This window comes from Streptomyces sp. NPDC001492, assembly GCF_053597275.1.
The window spans coordinates 36639-54471 of record NZ_JBSFHW010000059.1 but is presented as its reverse complement, the minus strand read 5'-3'; the positions used below and the strand labels follow the sequence as shown (position 1 = coordinate 54471).

General features: G+C 72.4%; 9 protein-coding genes. 7 read left to right on the top strand and 2 right to left on the bottom strand.

Going from position 1 to position 17833, the window contains the following annotated elements; translation table 11 throughout:
• Positions 1-118: 118 nt before the first annotated feature.
• On the bottom strand, positions 119-1354 hold the full coding sequence (locus ACWC1K_RS44460; RefSeq protein WP_450839234.1) for a serine/threonine-protein kinase: 1236 nt from the start codon (positions 1352-1354) through the stop codon (positions 119-121).
• A gap of 113 nt (positions 1355-1467) precedes the next feature.
• Entirely contained in the window at positions 1468-3123 is a 1656-nt protein-coding gene (locus tag ACWC1K_RS44455) for a serine/threonine-protein kinase (protein WP_450839232.1), read from the bottom strand.
• 370 nt (positions 3124-3493) lie between these two features.
• Between ACWC1K_RS44455 and ACWC1K_RS44450 the strand changes: the two genes are divergently transcribed.
• The 7 genes from ACWC1K_RS44450 (at position 3494) to ACWC1K_RS44420 (ending at position 17821) form a co-directional block, all read left to right on the top strand.
• Positions 3494-6934 carry an FHA domain-containing protein gene (locus ACWC1K_RS44450; RefSeq protein ID WP_450839238.1) on the top strand — a complete coding sequence of 1147 codons (3441 nt, stop codon included), beginning with the start codon at positions 3494-3496 and terminating at the stop codon, positions 6932-6934.
• 298 nt (positions 6935-7232) lie between these two features.
• Complete coding sequence (locus tag ACWC1K_RS44445; RefSeq protein ID WP_450839231.1) at positions 7233-8612, top strand: ABC transporter substrate-binding protein; 1380 nt, start codon at positions 7233-7235, stop codon at positions 8610-8612.
• Positions 8613-8619: 7 nt separating this feature from the next.
• Positions 8620-9960 carry a carbohydrate ABC transporter permease gene (locus tag ACWC1K_RS44440; protein WP_450839230.1) on the top strand — a complete coding sequence of 447 codons (1341 nt, stop codon included), beginning with the start codon at positions 8620-8622 and terminating at the stop codon, positions 9958-9960.
• On the top strand, positions 9957-10868 hold the full coding sequence (locus tag ACWC1K_RS44435; RefSeq protein WP_450839228.1) for a carbohydrate ABC transporter permease: 912 nt from the start codon (positions 9957-9959) through the stop codon (positions 10866-10868). The genes ACWC1K_RS44440 and ACWC1K_RS44435 overlap by 4 nt, the downstream gene beginning before the upstream one ends.
• A gap of 158 nt (positions 10869-11026) precedes the next feature.
• Positions 11027-13234, top strand: a complete 2208-nt coding sequence (locus ACWC1K_RS44430; protein ID WP_450839226.1) for a bifunctional glycosyltransferase/CDP-glycerol:glycerophosphate glycerophosphotransferase — start codon at positions 11027-11029, stop codon at positions 13232-13234.
• A gap of 151 nt (positions 13235-13385) precedes the next feature.
• Positions 13386-15584, top strand: coding sequence for a bifunctional glycosyltransferase/CDP-glycerol:glycerophosphate glycerophosphotransferase (locus ACWC1K_RS44425; protein ID WP_450839224.1), 2199 nt, complete (start codon positions 13386-13388; stop codon positions 15582-15584).
• Positions 15585-15589: 5 nt separating this feature from the next.
• Entirely contained in the window at positions 15590-17821 is a 2232-nt protein-coding gene (locus ACWC1K_RS44420) for a bifunctional glycosyltransferase/CDP-glycerol:glycerophosphate glycerophosphotransferase (RefSeq protein WP_450839222.1), read from the top strand.
• Positions 17822-17833: the final 12 nt, after the last annotated feature.

Sequence of the window (17833 nt, the reverse complement as noted above, 5' to 3'; positions counted from 1 at the left end):
GCTCGGCGGCGAAGAGGAGATCGGCTGCCGCCCCCAGACCCCCGCTTTCGGCCTGAACGGCCTCGTCCTCAAACGCCGGACGGGCTGAAAGATCAAGCCCCGGCCGGCGCCAGAGAGCTCACGGCGAAGCCGGTGCCGAGTGCTTCGAGTCCTGTGGTGTCGCGTCGTCCCCCGAGGTCGCCAGCCACGTCCCCACCCCCGCGGCCGCCACGAGCAGCGCCGCGGCCGTCCCCAGCACCATCCGGCGCCGGCGCGTGACGGCGCGGTGCCGTGCGGAACCCGGTCGCGGTGTTCCCGCCGGCCGGGGCACCCGGGCCGTTCCGCGGGCGCCGCCGGCCAGCTCGTCCGGGGCCGGGACCCTCATCGACGTATGGGTGTCCCGGTTGGAGTCGGCCGGCTTCGCGCCCGGTACCAGGGGAACCGCGCCGCGCCGTACCCGTTCCCGGGCCGGGGCCGCGGCCTCCCCGGCCGTCGTCTCCGGCTCCTGAGTCGGCTCCGTGTCCGGCTCGTCCACGTCCAGCGGCGGCATCCCCGCGACCAGTGGCAGCAGTTCCCGCAGCCGGGCGCCCAGCTCCGAGGCGCGCAGCCGGGAGGCCGGTGCCTTGGCCAGGCACTGCACGAGGAGCTGCCAGAGTTCGTCCGGGATACCGGGGAGCGGAACCACCGTCTCCGTGACGTGACGGCGCAGCACGGCGCCGGGGTGGCCGCCGCCGAACGGGGTGAAGCCCGCCAGCAGCTCGTAGAGGACGGTCGCGAGGGCGTAGATGTCGACGGCCGCGCGCGGGGGCAGGCCCTCCACGATCTCCGGGGCCAGATAGTCAGGGGTGCCGATGATCTTCGTGGCACGGGTGCGGCGCGGGGAGTCGATCAGCTTCGCGACGCCGAAGTCGGTGAGGAGGGCGGGGTGGGAGCCGCCGGGGCCCAGCGGGCCCTGCATGTCGAGGAGCACGTTCTCCGGCTTGACGTCGCGGTGCACGACGCCCGCCGCGTGCGCGGCGGCGAGGCCGTCCGCGACGTCGGCCACGATCGCCACCGCCGCCGCGGGCGCGAGCCGGCGTTCGCGGTCCAGGCGGGTGCGCAGGTCGGTGCCGCGTACGAGGTCCATGACCAGCGCGAGGTCGTTGCCGTCCACCACCAGGTCGCGGACGGAGACGACGTGCGGGTGGTCGAGGCCGAGCAGCGCCGTGCGCTCCTGCACGAAGCGGCCGACGAGTTCCTGGTCGGACGCGAGATCCTCGCGCAGCAGCTTGATGGCGACGGGCCCCTCGGGCCCCTCGCCCAGCCACACCGTGCCGGCGCTGCCCCGCCCCAGGATCTGGTTCGCGGTGTACCGGCTGCCGATCTTCCGTGCCAAGACTGCTCCTACGAGACGCGTTGTGTCGCTAAAGCTACGCGTCCGAGGAGCCAACCTTCACCGCAGAGACAGAAATCACCCGCCAGGTGTCGACAAATCACCAAGCCCGCTGCTCACTTGCCGCCTTTGCTGCCGACCAGGTCGCCCAGTTTCCCGATGTAGCCGCTCACGGTGCCGAACAGGTCGGACAACTGCTGCCAGTAGCTCTTGCTCGTGCCGATCCACTCCTGGAGCGGGCTCAGCTCCCAGACCAGCCAGCCCGCGACGAACAGGATGACGATCGTGAACAGGCAGCCCTTCAGACAGCCGAGCCCGGGGATCTTCATCGGGTTGGCGCTGCGCTGCCGCTGTCGCGGCTCCCTGGGCTCCCGGGCGGGCTGCTGGGGCTCGCGAGGAGGCGCGTACCGCTGGGGCTGCTGGTGCTGCGGCGGGGCGTACTGCTGGGGCTGTTGCTGCTGCGGATAGCCGTACGCCTGCTGCGGCCGCTGCTGCTGGGGGCGCTGCTGTTGCGGGCGGGCGACCTGGCGCTGGGGGCGGCGGCGCAGCGGGTCCTCGTTCGGGTCGAGGTACTGCTGGACCTGCGTCTGCTCGTTGCGGTCGCGGGCGGCGCGCAGTTGGTTCTGCCAGGGGTGCGGCTGCTCGGGCTGCTGGCCGGGCTGCCCCTGGGGCAGCGGCGGCATGACGGCGGTCGGGTCCGCGGCCCCGGTGTTCGGGAGGACGGCGGTGGGGTCGGCGGCGCCCGCCGGGCCCGGTCCGCCGGTGTGGGGCAGGAAGCTGGTCGCCGCGTTCGGGTCGTACGAGCCCGCTCCGTGCTGCAGGACCTGCGTGGGGTCGGCCGAGCCGGGGACGGCGGCCGGCATCGGGTCGGGGGCCAGCAGGGCGCCGACGGCCTCCGCGGCGGCGATCTGCGCGGCGTTCGCGTGCACTCCGACACCCTCGGCGACGACGCGCAGGGCGCGCGCGAGGTTCTCGGCGCTGGGCCTTTCCTCCGGGTTCTTGCTCAGGCAGCGCTCTATGACCGTCCAGAGCGGGTCCGGGATCGTGGACGGGCGGCGCGGCTCGGCGCTCAGGTGCTGGTGCAGTACTTCCAGGGCCGAGCCGCCGCCGAACGGGGGACGGCCGGTGACCAGCTCGTACATCAGGATGCCGGCGCCGTAGATGTCGACGGCGGAGGTCTGCGGGCGGCCCTCGGCGGACTCCGGTGCGACGTACGCGGGCGTGCCGACGAACTCGTGGGTGCGGGTCAGGCCCGGGGAGTCGGCCAGGCGGGCGATGCCGAAGTCGGTGAGCATCGGGTGCATCTGGCCGCCGTCCTGCTTGAGCAGGACGTTGGCGGGCTTCAGGTCGCGGTGCACGACGCCGTCGGCGTGGCTGGCGGCGAGCGCGTCGGCGATCTGGGCGGTGAGCAGAGACGCGGCCATGGGGCTGAAGGGGCCGTTCTCGCGCAGGTAGCGGTGCAGGTCGGGGCCCTCGACGAGGTCCATGACCAGCGCCAGCAGATCGCCCTCGACCACCAGGTCGCGCACCCGGACGATGTTCGGGTGGGTCAGGCGCAGCAGCACGGAGCGCTCCCTGAGGAAGCGCATCACGATGTCCGCGTCGCTCGCGAGCTCCTCCTTCAGGACCTTGATCGCGACGGTCTCGCCGGGCTGACCGGCCACGGCGGCCTCGGCCCCCGCGGTCTCTCGCTGGCGGGCCCGCCAGACGGTGCCCGTGGCGCCGCGACCGAGCGGCTCCTCGAGCAGGTACTTGCTGCCTACCGGCCGCACGTCATGTGCTCCCTGCTGCTTGCTTACCGTTCCAACCCACTGTAGTGCCGCTGCGCGTGGCACCGACCTGTCGCCGTCCCAAGCGTCTTACGTACGCCTCCCCGTCCATGTTCGAAGGAAAGACGCTCGACTCGGTCCGCCGGTTGCCCGAAGCGGACGTGACCGATCTCAAGCGGTCGCCGGTACGTCATCTGTCAGGCACTTTTGCGGGCAGAGCCGACCAATCAAGATCACTTGCCCCGGAGCGGCGGGCGCTTTGTCAGTGGCAGGTGCGAGGATGCCTTGCGTAGCAGTACTGGCCGATGTGCTCGTGTGGGGTGGGGGTAGTCCGCGCCCGCGCAGACCCGCGCAGAAGGGACCGCTGACGGCGATGCAGATCCGGCTGACCGTCGTAGACCCCCTGGGCCCGCCCGACCGCGCGCGGGGCCGCACGGCGAGCTGTGACGTGCTGGTCACGGCGCCCGCCGGCACGGCGCTGGCCGCGGTGGCGTCGGCACTGGCCTCGGCGGTCGCGGGCGACACGGGCGCCTCGGCCTCCGGCGGCGCGGTGGTCCTGTACGCGGGCGCGGAGCGCCTGGACGACCGCCGCAGCACCCTCGGCGAGCCCCCGTTGATCGACGGCGCGGTGCTCTCCCTGGGCGCCCCCGCCGAGCCGGAGCCGCATCCGGAGCTGGACGACGCCCCGACCCAGCTGCATGTGATCGCGGGTCCGGACGCGGGCGGCGTGCACCTCCTGCACGGCGGCGAGATCCGCATCGGCCGCTCCGCCGACGCCGACGTCCCGCTCGACGACCCGGACGTCTCCCGCCTCCACTGCGCGGTCACGGTCGCCGCGGACGGCCAGGTCTCGGTCGCCGACCTCGACTCCACGAACGGCACGACCCTGGACGGCACCCGCCTGGGCACCCGCCCGGTGCGATTCGCGCCGGGCGCACTGCTCCGTATCGGGGAGTCGGCGCTGCGGCTTGCTCCGGCCGGGGGACCGGGCGCCCGGGTGCCGACGGCCCCGGACGGGGAGGGGCATGTCCGGGTGGCCTCCGGGGGCGACCGCGAGCCGGAGACCGCCGACGGGACACCGGCGGCCCCTGCGGGCAGCATCCCCGCGCCCGAAGCGACGCCTCACGCGCGCGTGGCCGACGGCGGCGACCCCTCCGCCACCCCCTCGCGCGGCACGCGCTCCGCCGAACCCCCGCTGGTGCCCGAGCAGGGCGGAGCACCCCGGTTGGAGATGAGGGCGGCTGAAGCATCCGCGGGCGGCGACACTCACGCGGGCCGCTTCGGTGCGGTGGCATGGGACACCTCCGCCGCGCAGGACGGCACGGAAGCCTCCGAGACCGGCCGCCGCAAGGGAACCCCGCTCCGCGGGACCGATGTGCCCCCGGGCCTGCGCAGGCGCGGGGGGCTCTCCGCCTGGGCACGACGGCTGGCCGGCGGCCGCGGCGAGCAGGCCATGGCCGGGCATGACGCGTACGACGAGGACGACGGCCCGGACACCGCAGCGGGGCCCGCACCCCGCACCGCCCCCCGGCTCCCGGAGGCCTGGCCCGACCCGGCCGCGCTGCTGCTGACGGCGCTCGGCCCCGGCCCCCGGCTGTGGGAGCGCGGGCCGGGACACCCGGAGGCGCTCACGGTGCGGCTCGGTACGGCGGACCGGGCGGCGCCCGACGGCTCCGGGCTGCTGCCCGCGGTGCCGGTGACCGCGGATCTGCGCGAGGCCGGCGCGCTGGGCCTGGCCGGTCCCCGCACCCGGCTGTCCGGGCTGGCCCGCGCGGTGCTGGCCCAGCTGGCCGCGCTGCACTCGCCCGAAGCCCTGGAGATCGTCCTGATCGCCGCGGACCGCTCCCGGCCGCTGGAGGAGCGCACCGCGGAATGGTCCTGGCTGGGCTGGCTCCCCCACCTGCGCCCGGGCCACGGCCAGGACTGCCGCCTGCTCCTCGCCTACGACCGCGAGCAGGCCACGGCCCGCACCGACGAGCTGCTGCGGCGCCTGGAGGACCAGCAGACGGAGGCACGGAACGGAACACGGCCGGCGCCACGCACCCCGGACGTCCGTTCCCAGGCCCGCAGGCCTTCCTGGGCCCGGCCGGACGACGGCGCGGAGGAACCGGACGGCTTCCCCGGGCCGTACACCGTGGTCGTCGTGGACGGCGACCCGGGAGGCGCCGCGGTGCGGGAGGCGGTGGCCAGGCTGGCTCTGGAGGGGCCGCGGGCCGGGATACATGTCGTCTGCCTCGCCGAGACGGTGTCGGCCTCGCCCGCGTCGCCGGTGACGGAGACGTACGAGGCGGCGTGCGCGGTGGCACCGGCCTTCCGGGACTGCGGCGCGGTCGCGCTGCTGAGCGGGGACGTGGCGACGGCGCTGCGGCTGATGCGGGTGGCGCGGACCGGTTCCGCGATCCCCGCAGGCGCGGCGCCGGACCTCCCGCCGACGCCGGCGGACCCGGCCGACCGCACGGAACCGGTGTCACCGGGCGACACCCACACCATGGCCAGGCCCGCGCCCATGACCACGCCCACCGCCCATCCGCGCCCCGGTCCGATAGGCCCCGGCACCGTGGCCGCCGTGGACGCCGTCTCGCTCGCCTGGGCCGAGCGGTTCGCGCGGGCGCTGGCGCCGCTCAGGACGGACGGTTCCGGGACCGAGCGGCACGCACGCGTGTCCGTGCCGCTGCCCCAGGCGGCGCGGCTGCTGGACGAGTTGGGGCTGGCGAGGGCCACCCCGGCGTCGCTGATGGCTCGTTGGGCGGACGCGGCGGACGACGCGCAGTCGCTCGGCGGACGGGCCCTGGCCGTGCTCGGTGCCGGTCCGCGCGGCCCGGTCGGCGCGGACCTCGCCGCCGACGGCCCGCACCTGCTGATCGAGGGCCCTGCGAGCAGCGGACGCACCGAGCTGCTGCGGGCCGTGGTCGCCTCGCTGGCCGCGGCCGAGCGCCCCGACCGGCTGGGTATCGTCCTGATGGACGGCCGGGACAGCGTGGGCGCCGGGAGCAGCCCTTCCGGAAGCGGCGACGGCCTGCGGGTCTGTACGGACGTCCCGCACGTCACGACCCACCTCACCGCCAACGACCCCGTCCGCATGCGGGAGTTCGCCCAGTCCCTGAGCGCCGAGCTGAAGCGCCGGGCCGAGCTGCTGGGCCGCTCCGCCTTCGCCGAGTGGCACACGGGCCGGGAGCTGTCGGGCCGCATGGTGGCCCAGCGGGCGACCGGTACGACCGCGACCGGCGACCTGGACTCCCCGCCCAGCTCGACGATTCGGCTGCGTCCGGGGGCGGCGCGCCGGCAGACGGAGGCGGCACCGCCCCTCCCCCGGCTGGTGGTGGTCGTGGACGACCTGGACGCCCTGGTCTCCCCCGCACTCGGCTCGCCCGGCCGCCCGGCCGCGGGTTCCGTCATGCGGGCGCTGGAGGCGGTGGCGCGCGAGGGCGAGCGGCTCGGCGTCCATCTGGTGGCGGCAACCGCCCCCGGCGGCCGTACGGCGGACACGGAACCGGCCCGGACGGCCACCCTCCGGGTGATCCTCGACGCCCCGGGCACCGGCCCTGACGACCCGGCGCCGGGCCGCGGCGCCCTGACCCGCCCCGACGGCCGGACGACCCCCTTCCAGGGCGGCCGCGTCACGGGCCGCATCCCCCGTACGGCCACCCTCCGCCCCACGGTCGTCCCCCTGGACTGGCAGCGCATGGGCGACCCCCCGACCCGCAGACCCGTACGAGAACTGGGCAACGGCCCCACCGACCTGGCGTTGCTGGCCAGCGCCTTGGAACGGGCGGCACGGGAAGTCTCGGCGTCGGAGGTTCCTTCGCTGCTGTAGGTCCTGTTCGGTCAGTCCTTCTCAGCCGCGGTCGGCCATCCCAGCCCGTCGTGGGGGTCCCCCCGCTCGAGCGAAGCCGAGAGTGGGGGAGTTCGAGGACAAGGCCGTTCAGGCCGAAGGGAGTCTGGGGCACAACCCCCGGTCGACGGTCACACCACCGCCGGACGCCTGGTCACGAGGCGGTCACGAATCCCCGGTTGACACGGGACGCACACTTGCCGACCCCACCCCACGGGCGTAGACCAGATCACACGGGACAGCGCTCGACGTTCGACGAAGAACGGAGAACGGGGCAGTGATGCGCAGCACGAGCAGCAAGAACCGGACACACAGGGCCGCCAAATCCGCAGCCGCCCTCCTGGCGGCGGCACTCGCGCTGGCACTCACGGGGTGCGGCGGCAGCGACAAGAAGGACAACGGCGGCGGAGGCGGCAAGGAAACCGGCGCCACCGTCACGCTCCCCAAACTGAACGGCGTGAGTCTCGAGGTCGCCGCCGTGTGGACCGGCGCCGAGCAGAAGAACTTCAAGGCGGTGCTCTCGGAGTTCGAGAAGCGCACGGGGGCCAAGGTCACCTTCGTGCCCGCTCAGGACCCGATCATCAACTTCCTCGGCTCGAAGATCGCGGGCGGAAAGCCGCCGGACGTCGCGATGCTCCCGCAACCCGGCGCCATCAAGCAGGCCGTGGACAAGGGCTGGGCCAAGCCGGTGAACGCCGACGTCCAGTCGGAGCTCGCCAAGAACTACTCGCAGGGCTGGCAGGACATCGGGAAGGTGGGCGGCAAGCAGTACGGCGTCTACTACAAGGCCGCCAACAAGTCGCTGATCTGGTACAACGCCAAGGTCTTCGCGAACGCGGGCGCGAAGGAGCCCAAGACCTGGAAGGACCTGCTGACCACCGCGCAGACGGTCTACGACTCCGGTGTCACCCCCTTCTCCGTGGCCGGCGCCGACGGCTGGCCAGGGACCGACTGGTTCGAGAACGTCTATCTGTCGCAGGCCGGCCCGGAGAAGTACGACCAGCTCGCCCAGCACAAGATCAAGTGGACGGATCCGTCCGTCAAACAGGCGCTCACCACTCTGGCCCAGATCTGGGGCAAGAAGGACTACGTCGCGGGCGGCGCGAGCGGCGCGCTGCAGACCTCGTTCACCGACTCCGTCACCAACACCTTCACCGGTGGCGACCAGCCGAAGTCGGCGATGGTGTACGAGGGCGACTTCGTCCAGGTCAACATCGCGCAGACCAAGGCGAAGATCGGCACGGACGCGAAGGTGTTCCCGTTCCCGACCGTCGGTGCCACCGCACCGGTGGTGACCGGCGGTGACGCGGCGGTGGTCTTCAAGGACTCCAAGGGCGCACAGGCGCTGGCGAAGTTCCTGGCCTCCCCGGACGCGGCAACCATCCAGGCGAAGCTGGGCGGTTACCTCTCGCCGAACAAGAGCGTGCCGAACTCGGCGTATCCGAACGCGGTCCAGCGGACGATCGCCAAGGCGCTGATCGACTCGGGCGACAACTTCCGCTTCGACATGTCCGACCAGGCCCCGCAGGCCTTCGGCGGCACGCCCGGCAAGGGTGAGTGGAAGGACCTCCAGGACTTCCTGAAGAATCCGACGGACGTCGCGGGCACGCAGGCGAAGCTGGAGAAGGACGCGGCAGCGGCATACGGCAGCGGGAGCTGATCCGGCCATGGCGTCGGCCACGGCGGCAGGGGTGCCACCCACCCCTGCCGCCCCGAAGCGCAAGAGCGTGACCGGCACCCGGAAGACCGTGGCGGCGATGTTCCTGCTGCCCGCGCTGGTGCTGCTCGGCGCGCTCGTGGTCTACCCGATCGGGTACTCGATCGTCCGCAGCTTCTACAACTCCTCCGGCGACGGTTTCGCCGGCTTCGACAACTACAAGGCCCTGTTCACCGACGACGGCATCCGCACCGCCCTGAAGAACAACATCATCTGGGTGGTGTTCGCGCCGACGATCTCGACCGCGCTGGGCCTGATCTTCGCGGTCCTGACCGAACGCGTGCGCTGGGGCACGGCGTTCAAGCTGGTCGTCTTCATGCCGATGGCGATCTCGATGCTGGCCGCGGGCATCATCTTCCGCCTGGTGTACGACCAGGACCCGGAGAAGGGCGTCGCCAACGCGGTGTGGGTGGGCGTCCACGACACGTTCGCCCAGTCCTCGGCGTTCCCCAAGGCGCACCCGGGCCGTCAGTCGCCGCTGACGGCTCAGGGCGGCGGCTTCATCACCAAGGCGGCGGTCCACACCGGGGATTCGGTCGCGCTTCCCCTCGTCGGCGTCGCCCCCGACCAGATGCCCGACGGCGCCAAGAAGGCCGTACGGGCGAAGCCGGATCCGGGGAAGATCACCGGCACGACCTGGCAGGACTTCACACGCGGCAAGGGCGTCGGCAAGCTGGGCGGGGTCGACCCGTCCGAGCTGGGCTACTCGGGCATGCGGATCGAGGCCGTCAAGGACGGCAAGGTGGTCGCGTCCACCAAGGCCGCCGGCGACGGCACCTTCACGCTGCCCGCCAAGGCCGACGGAGCACAGCTGCGGCTGCCGGCGAGCAACTTCAAGGAGCCGTACAACGGCCTGGACTGGCTGGGCCCGTCGCTGGTCACGCCGGCCATCATCGGGTCGTACATCTGGATGTGGGCGGGCTTCGCGATGGTGCTGATCGCGGCCGGGCTCGCGGGGATGCCGCGTGAACTCCTGGAGGCCGCCCGTGTCGACGGGGCGAGCGAGTGGCAGGTGTTCAGAAGGGTCACGGTGCCGCTGCTGGCGCCCGTGCTCGCGGTCGTCACGGTCACCCTGATGATCAATGTGCTGAAGATCTTCGACCTGGTCTTCATCATCGCCCCGAACTCCTCCCAGGACGACGCGAACGTGCTTGCCCTGGAGCTGTACCGCAAGGGCTTCTCCGAGGACCAGCCGGGTATCGCGAGCGCCATCGCCGTGTTCCTGCTGTTGCTGGTGATTCCGGTGATGTGGTTCAACGTTCGCCGGCTGAAGCGGGAGGTGCGGCGATGACGACGCATGCCGGAAGTCTCAGGAAGGCGGCCCCGCCCGTCACGGCCGTCAGGGCGAAGAGGTCGCTGGGCTCGCGGCTCACCGAAGGGGTCAGTGGCGGACTGCTGCGGGTGTTCCTCATCGTCGTCGGCCTGTTCTGGCTGGTGCCGACCTTCGGTCTGCTCGTCTCCTCGCTGCGGGCCCCGCAGGACATCGGCGCGAACGGCTGGTGGAACGTCTTCTCCGAGCCCTCCTCGCTCACCTTCGACAGCTACCAGAAGCTGCTGGAGAACAGCGACATCACCAACTCCCTGGTGAACACGGCGCTGATCACGCTGCCGGCGACGATTCTCGTCGTCGTGATCGGCTCCCTGGCGGGCTACGCGTTCGCCTGGATGGAGTTCCCCGGCCGCGACTGGTGGTTCCTGGGCGTGGTCGGCCTGCTCGTCGTGCCCGTGCAGGTGGCGCTGATTCCGATCGCCGAACTGTTCGGCAAGATCGGGCTGTTCGGGTCGATCTTCGGGGTGATCCTGTTCCACGTCGGCTTCGGTCTGCCCTTCGCGGTTTTCCTGCTGCGGAACTTCTTCGCGGAGATCCCGAGAGAGCTACTGGAGGCGGCCCGACTGGACGGGGCGGGTGAACTGCGCCTGTTCTTCCGGGTCGTGATGCCGCTCGGCGGTCCGGCCATCGCGAGCCTGGCCATCTTCCAGTTCCTGTGGGTGTGGAACGACATGCTGGTGGCGCTGGTGTTCACCAATGCCGACAGCCAGCCGATCACGGTCGCCCTGCAGACGCAGGTACGCCAGTTCGGCAACAACGTCGACGTCCTGGCCCCCGGCGCGTTCATCTCGATGGTGATCCCGCTGGTGGTGTTCTTCGCGTTCCAGCGGCAGTTCGTCTCGGGTGTCATGGCGGGCGCCGTCAAATAACCCTGGGGGACAACGCGCCGGAGGGGGTGGGACGTTACGGTCCCGCCCCCTTCCGTTCACCCGAGGTCCCCCGTATGCCGCAGGCACCGTAACCAAGTCACTCCATCGGCCGTTCCCGGGCAAGGCCCCGTCGTCCGCGCCGACCCCATGGATGTGCCTTGCCCAGGTTCAGTGTCATCGTCCCCGCGTACAAGGTTCAGGCGTATCTGCACGAATGCCTGGAATCGGTGCTGACGCAGTCGTATCCCGATCTCGAACTGATCGCGGTCGACGACTGCTCCCCGGACGCGAGCGGCGCGATCATCGACGAGTTCGCGGCCCGCGACCCGCGCGTGCACCCCGTGCACCTGGCCGAGAACCAGGGCCTGGGCCGCGCCCGCAACGCGGGCCTGGAGCGGGCGAGCGGCGACTACCTGGTCTTCCTGGACGGCGACGACACCCTCACCCCGCACGCCCTGCGCGCCATCGCCGACCGCCTGAAGGAGACGGGCGAGCCGGACGTCGTCGTGTACGACTACGCGCGCACCTACTGGTCGGGCGAGACCGTCCGCAACATCGTCGCCGACCAGCTCACCGAGCAGGGGCCGGCCCCCTTCCGCCTGGAGGACCGCCCCGGCCTGCTGAAGCTGCTGATGGTGGCCTGGAACAAGGCGTACCGGCGGGAGTTCGTCGAGCGCGAGGGCTTCACCTTCCCGCCCGGCTACTACGAGGACACCCCGTGGACGTTCCCGGTGCTGATGGCCGCGGAGTCCATCACGACCCTCGACCGGGTGTGCGTGCACTACCGGCAGCGCCGCCAGGGCAGCATCCTCTCCACCACCAGCCGTAAGCACTTCGACCTCTTCGAACAGTACGACCGGGTCTTCGCGTTCCTCGACGCACACCCCCAACTCGCCCGCTGGCGACCGGTGTTGTTCCGCCGCATGGTCGACCACGTGACGAAGGTGTTCGCCCGCCGCGACCGCCTGCCGCGCGGCTTGCGCGCCGAGTTCCTGCGCAGGGCCTGTGCCCACTACCGCCGTTACCGCGTTCCCGGCCCGCCCCTCCCGCCGGGTTCCCGCCTGCGCCACACCCTGATCCGCTGGGGCCTGCACCGCACCTACCGCTCACTGCAGCTGGCCGCGGCCCTGCACCGCCGGACGGTCAAGCTCTGCGTCAAACTCCTGCGCACCGCGAGGGCGACGGCGCTGCGCCTGCACTACCGCATCCAGCTCCGGCTGCCCCTGCGCGCCGACCGCGCCGCCTTCACCGCCTACGAGGGCCGCGACCAAGGCTGCAACCCGGGCGCCCTGGAGGAGGCCTTCCGCACCTTCGCGCCGCACATCCGCACGGCGTGGCTCGCCCGCCCCGACACGGCCGCCTACTGGACGGCCCTGGCCCGCTCCAAGTACCTCGTCAGCGACACCGGCTTCGAGCCCCGCCTGGTCAAGCGGCCCCAGCAGATCCTGGTGCAGACGCTGGAGGGCACCCCGCTCGGGCACGCGGGCCTCGACCTCCAGGAACGCCCGGCCGCGGCGCGCGGCCTGGACTTCGAGGGGCTCCTCGACGACGTCGACAAATGGGACTACGTCCTGTCGGCGAACCGCCACTCCACCCTCACCTGGGAACGGGTCTACCCCGGCAGCTACACCACGCTCGAATGCGGCTCCCCGCGCAGCGACGTGTTCCAGAAGGCCACCTCGAACGACGTCACCCGTCTGCGCGAGTGTCTCGGCATCCCCGAGGACAGCGTCGCGATCCTGTACGCCCCCGCCCGCCGCGACCACTGCCGCACCCAGCGCTCCCCCCTGGACCTGGAACGCGTCCTGCGCCGCCTGGGCCCCCGGTACGTCGTCCTCGCCCGCACCCACGGCCCCGTACCGAAGGGCGCCCGGATCATCGACGTGACCGGCCACCCCGGCGTCGAGTCCCTCTGCCTGGCCTCGGACGTCCTGCTCACCGACTACTCGTCCCTGATGTTCGACTACGCGGGCCTGGACCGCCCGATCGTGCTCCACTCGGCCGACGAGGACCGCGCGGCGTACGAGGCGGCCCGCGGCACCTACTTCGACGTGCGCGCCTTCCCGCCGGGCGCGGTCGCCCGCAGCGAGGACGAGCTGATCGACATCTTCGCCACCGGCCACTGGCGCGGCTCCCGCTCGACGCAGCTGCGGACCGCGTTCCGCGAGCGCTTCTGCCCGTACGACGACGGACGCGCCGCCGAGCGGGTCGTACGCCGTGTCGTCCTGGGCGAGACCGGTCTGCCGCCGGTGACCCCGCTCGCCGAGCGCCACCCCGTGCCCTCCGCGGCCGCGACCCTCGCGCGCTCACCGCAGGCGACGGTGCCACAACCCGGCGGCCCGCTGACCGTCACCGACAGCCTCTGAACGCCGTTCTCACTCCGGGGAGTTCGCATGCCCTCCAGCCCGTCGCGGCCCACACCGAGCCGGCCGTCCACCTGGCGTCCCACAGGGCGGCCGGGACGCCTCGGCTGAGACGCACCCGGGTCCCCGCACGCACATCGACAGAAAGAGCAGCATGCCCCGCTTCAGCATCATCGTCCCGTCCCATGGGGTGGCAGGCCGGCTGTCCCAGGCGCTGGACTCCGTGCTCGCGCAGTCCTTCGGCGACTTCGAGCTGATCCCGGTCTGCGACGGCCCCGACACGCCCACGGCGGACGTCGTCGACGGGTACGCCGAGCGGGACTCCCGGGTGACCACGGTGCACTCGCCCCCCACGGCCGGTCTGTCCGGGGCGCGCAACACCGGGATGCGGGCGGCGACCGGCTCCTATCTGCTGTTCCTCGACTGCGACGACACCCTCGTCCCGGGGGCGCTGGCGGCCGTGGACGCACGTCTGGCCGAGACGGGTGACGTGGACGTCCTGTACCTGGAGCACGAGCGGGTGCCCTGGTGGGAGGGCGAGCCGACCAATCCGGCCGCGCTACTCCTGCCGAGGACGCCGGCGGGCGCCTTCTCCCCCGACCAGGTGCCCCAGCTGACGGGCGTGCAGCTGCCGGCGTGGAGCGCGGCCTACCGCAGGGCCTTCCTGGTCGAGCAGTGCATCGGCTTCCCCGACGGCCACTTCACCGATGTGGGCTTCTGCGGCCTGGTCACGCTGGCGGCCGAGAAGGCCGCGGTGCTGCGCCAGGTCGTCGTACGGCATCTGGTCCGCAGACAGGGCAGCCGGCTCGCACTGCCCGGCGAGCACCACCTCGAACTGCTCGCCCAGACCGACCTGGTGCTCACCCGCGCCGCCGAACTCGATCTGCCCTGCGACCGGTCGGCCGCGCTCTTCGAGCAGCTCTTCGCGGCCGTGCTGAAGACCGCCGCCCATCCCAGGCGGCTGTCCGGCAGGCGCCGCGCCTTCTTCCGGCTGGCGAGCACCCTGTACCGCCGGCACCGCCCCGTCGGCCACCGGACCCCGCCCGGCAGCCTCGGCCTGCAGCACCGGTTGCTGGCGGCCGGGGCGTACACGGCGTTCCGTGCCCTGCGGGAGGCCAACCAGGCGGCGGTGAAGGCGGCCGAGCGGCTGCCGCGCCCCCACATGGTGCGCACGCGCCTGCGGTACGCGCGCAATCTGCGCCGCCCGCTCGACCCCAACCTCGTCGTCTACTGCGCGTACTGGGGCCGCGGCTATGCATGCAACCCGGCCGCGATCCACGCCAAGGCCCTCGAACTCGCCCCGCATCTGCGCTCGGTGTTCCTCGTCGAACCGGACCAGGAGCACACCATGCCGGAGGGCATCGAGTACGCCGTCATCGGCAGCGCGAAGTACTGGGACGTGCTGGCCGCCGCCAAGTACCTCGTCAACAACGCCAACTTCGCGGACGCCGTCGTCAAGCGCCCCGGCAGTGTCCACCTGTCGACCCAGCACGGCACCCCGCTGAAGAAGATGGGTGTCGACCAGGCGACCTACCCCGTGGTGGCCGCGGCCACCGGCAGCTTCGCCAAGCTGCTGGCCCGCATCGACCGCTGGGACTACAACCTCACCTCCAACCGCCACTCCACCGAGATGTGGGAGCGGGCCTTCCCCGGCGCGCACGAGACGCTCGAGTACGGCTATCCGCGCAACGACGTGTACTACACGGCGACGGCGGACGACGTGGCCCGCATCCGGCGACAGCTGGGCGTCCCCGAAGGGAAGACGGCCGTCCTGTACGCGCCCACCCACCGCGACTACCACACGGGCTTCGAGACGGGCCTGGACCTGGAGGCCTTCTGCGAGGAGGCCGGCGAGGACGTGGTCGTGCTGCTGCGCGCCCACTACTTCTACGACCAGGGCGGGGCGCGGAGCACCGGCCGGATCATCGACGTGACCGCGCACCGCTCCTCCGAGGACGTGTGCCTGGCCGCGGACGCCCTGATCACCGACTACTCGTCGATCATGTTCGACTACGCCAACCTGGACCGGCCCGTCGTGGTGTACGCCGACGACTGGGACGTCTACCGGGAGACCCGGGGCGTCTACTTCGACCTGATGGAGCACCCGCCGGGGCCGGTGGCCCGCACTCCGCAGGAGCTGGCCCGGGTCTTCCGCGACGGCTCCTGGGCGGGAGCGGAGTCGACGGCGGCACGGGCCGCCTTCCGTGAGCGGTTCTGCCAGTTCGACGACGGGCGCGCCGCCGAGCGCGTGGTGCGCCGGGTGCTGCTGGGCGAGCCGCCCGAGTCGATCCCGCCCGTGATCCCGCTCGCCGAACGCACCCCGGCCCCGGTCCCCGCCCTTGTGAGGAACTGAAACCCGTGCCCCGCTTCAGCATCATCGTCCCCGTCTTCAAGGTGCAGGGCTTCCTGCGCGAGTGCATCGACTCGGTGCTCGGACAGTCGTACCCCGACTTCGAGGTGATCGCCGTCGACGACCGCTCGCCCGACGGCTGCGGCGCGATCCTCGACGAGTACGCGGCACGCGACGAGCGGGTGCGCGTGCTGCATCTGCCCGAGAACGTCGGCCTCGGCCGGGCCCGCAACGCCGGCCTGGCCGAGGCGCGCGGCGACTACGTCCTCTTCCTCGACAGCGACGACTTCTACACGCCGGGCCTCCTCGCCGCCGTCGCCGACCGGCTGAAGTCGGCCGAGGACCCGGACATCCTGGTGTTCGACCATGTACGCACCCACTGGTGGGGGCGGGGCGGCCCGAGCGACGCCTCCGCCCTGCTGGCCGCGGCGGGTCAGGACGTCTTCAGCCTCCGCGAGAGCCCGCAGTACGTCCATCTGTTCCTGGTCGCCTGGAACAAGGCGTACCGGAGGGCCTTCTTCCAGGAGCACGGGCTGCAGTACGCGTCCGGCCTGTACGAGGACGCGCCGGTCACCTACCGCTCGATGGTGCTGGCCGACCGCATCGCCTGCCTGAACCGGATCGGCGTCGAGTACCGGCAGCGCCGGCAGGGCGCGATCACCAAGACGCCGGGGCGCAGGCACTTCGACATCTTTCCGCAGTACGAGGGCCTGTTCGCCTTCCTGGAGGAGCGCGACGACCTCGCCTGGGCGCGGCCCCTGCTCTTCGAACGGGCCCTGGACCACATGCTGTTCGTGATCGCCCGCGAGGACCGGGTGACCCCGTCGGACCGCTCGGCGTTCTACCGCGAGATGCGCTCCTTCCACCGCCGTCACTGCCCCGAGGGCTTCACCCCGCCGGACGGCCCGCGCGGTACCGAGATGCGGCTCCTGGGGAGCTCGCCCTATGTCTCGTACGCGGCGCTGCGCGGGGTCCGCGGTCTGCGCAGGATCGCCGGGGCGGGCAAGCGGCGTACGGTCGGCAAGGCATCGGCGGCGGTCCAACGCACCTGGTACGCCGCCCAGTCGAGGCTTCCCCTCGATCCGCGTCTGGCCGTGTACTCGGCCACCCACCATGCGGGGGTGCACGGCGATCCGGCTGCGATCCACGCCAAGGCCCGCGAACTCGCGCCGCACATCCGCGGGGTGTGGGTGGTCCGGGAGGACGCGGTGGACTCGCTGCCGCCCGGCACCGACCATGTGACGCCGGGCTCGCGGGAGTACCACGCGGTCATGGCGCGGGCCACGTACTGGGTGAACAACGTCAACTGGCCGGGCTCCCTGGTCAAACGCCCCGGCCAGATCCATGTGCACACCCACCAGGGCACGCCGCTCAAGTACATGGGTGCCGACCTGCTGACCAAGCCGGGTGCCCGGCACGGCTTCAGCGTGCCGAAGATGCTGCACCGCGCCGACCGCTGGGATCTCAGCCTGGTCGCCAACCGGCACTCCGAGCTGGTGTGGGACCGGGCGTACCCCTGCCACTTCACCTCGCTGCGGACCGGCAGTCCGCGCAACGACGTGCTGGTCGAGCAGCCTGCGGAGCACGGTGCGGCGGTCCGTGCGCGGCTCGGCATCCCCGCCGGGAACACGGTCGTGCTGTATGCGCCGACCCGCCGCGACTACCGCCGGGGCGGGCATGTCGACCGGATCGACCTGGCGCGGTTCGCCGCGGACCTGGGTGCCGGGCACACCCTTGTCGTACGTCTGCACCCCACCCTCGCCACCGGCACGGCGCGCGGGCTCGGCCTCGCCGATCTGCATGCACGCGGCGTACTCGTCGACGCGACGGACGAGCCGCACGTCGAGGACCTGATGCTCGCCTCCGACGTGCTGGTCACCGACTACTCGGCCCTGATGTTCGACTACGCCAACCTGGACCGGCCGATCGTGATCCACGCCGACGACTGGGGCGCGTACGCGGCGAGCAGGGGCGCCTACTTCGACATCACCGCCGAGGCGCCGGGCCATGTGTCGCGTTCCTACCGGGAGCTGGCCTGGCTGTTCGCCTCGGACACCTGGCGGGACGAGGAGTCGGCGGGGCTCAGGGCCGCCTTCCGGGAGCGGTTCTGCGAGTTCGACGACGGGCGGGCCGCCGAGCGGGTCGTACGGACGGTGCTGCTGGGCGAGAAAATGCCGGAGCCGCAGGCGGCCCCGGCGGTGCCCGCTCCCGCGACGGAGCGGGCGCACTCGCTGAGCTGAGGGTCAGCCGGC

Bases quoted from the DNA above. Each gene is read 5' to 3' on its own strand.
- ACWC1K_RS44440 (WP_450839230.1), top strand. From the start codon at position 8,620: ATGGCGTCGGCCACGGCGGCAGGGGTGCCACCCACCCCTGCCGCCCCG.
- ACWC1K_RS44445 (WP_450839231.1), top strand. From the start codon at position 7,233: ATGCGCAGCACGAGCAGCAAGAACCGGACACACAGGGCCGCCAAATCC.
- ACWC1K_RS44425 (WP_450839224.1), top strand. From the start codon at position 13,386: ATGCCCCGCTTCAGCATCATCGTCCCGTCCCATGGGGTGGCAGGCCGG.
- ACWC1K_RS44450 (WP_450839238.1), top strand. From the start codon at position 3,494: ATGCAGATCCGGCTGACCGTCGTAGACCCCCTGGGCCCGCCCGACCGC.
- ACWC1K_RS44435 (WP_450839228.1), top strand. From the start codon at position 9,957: ATGACGACGCATGCCGGAAGTCTCAGGAAGGCGGCCCCGCCCGTCACG.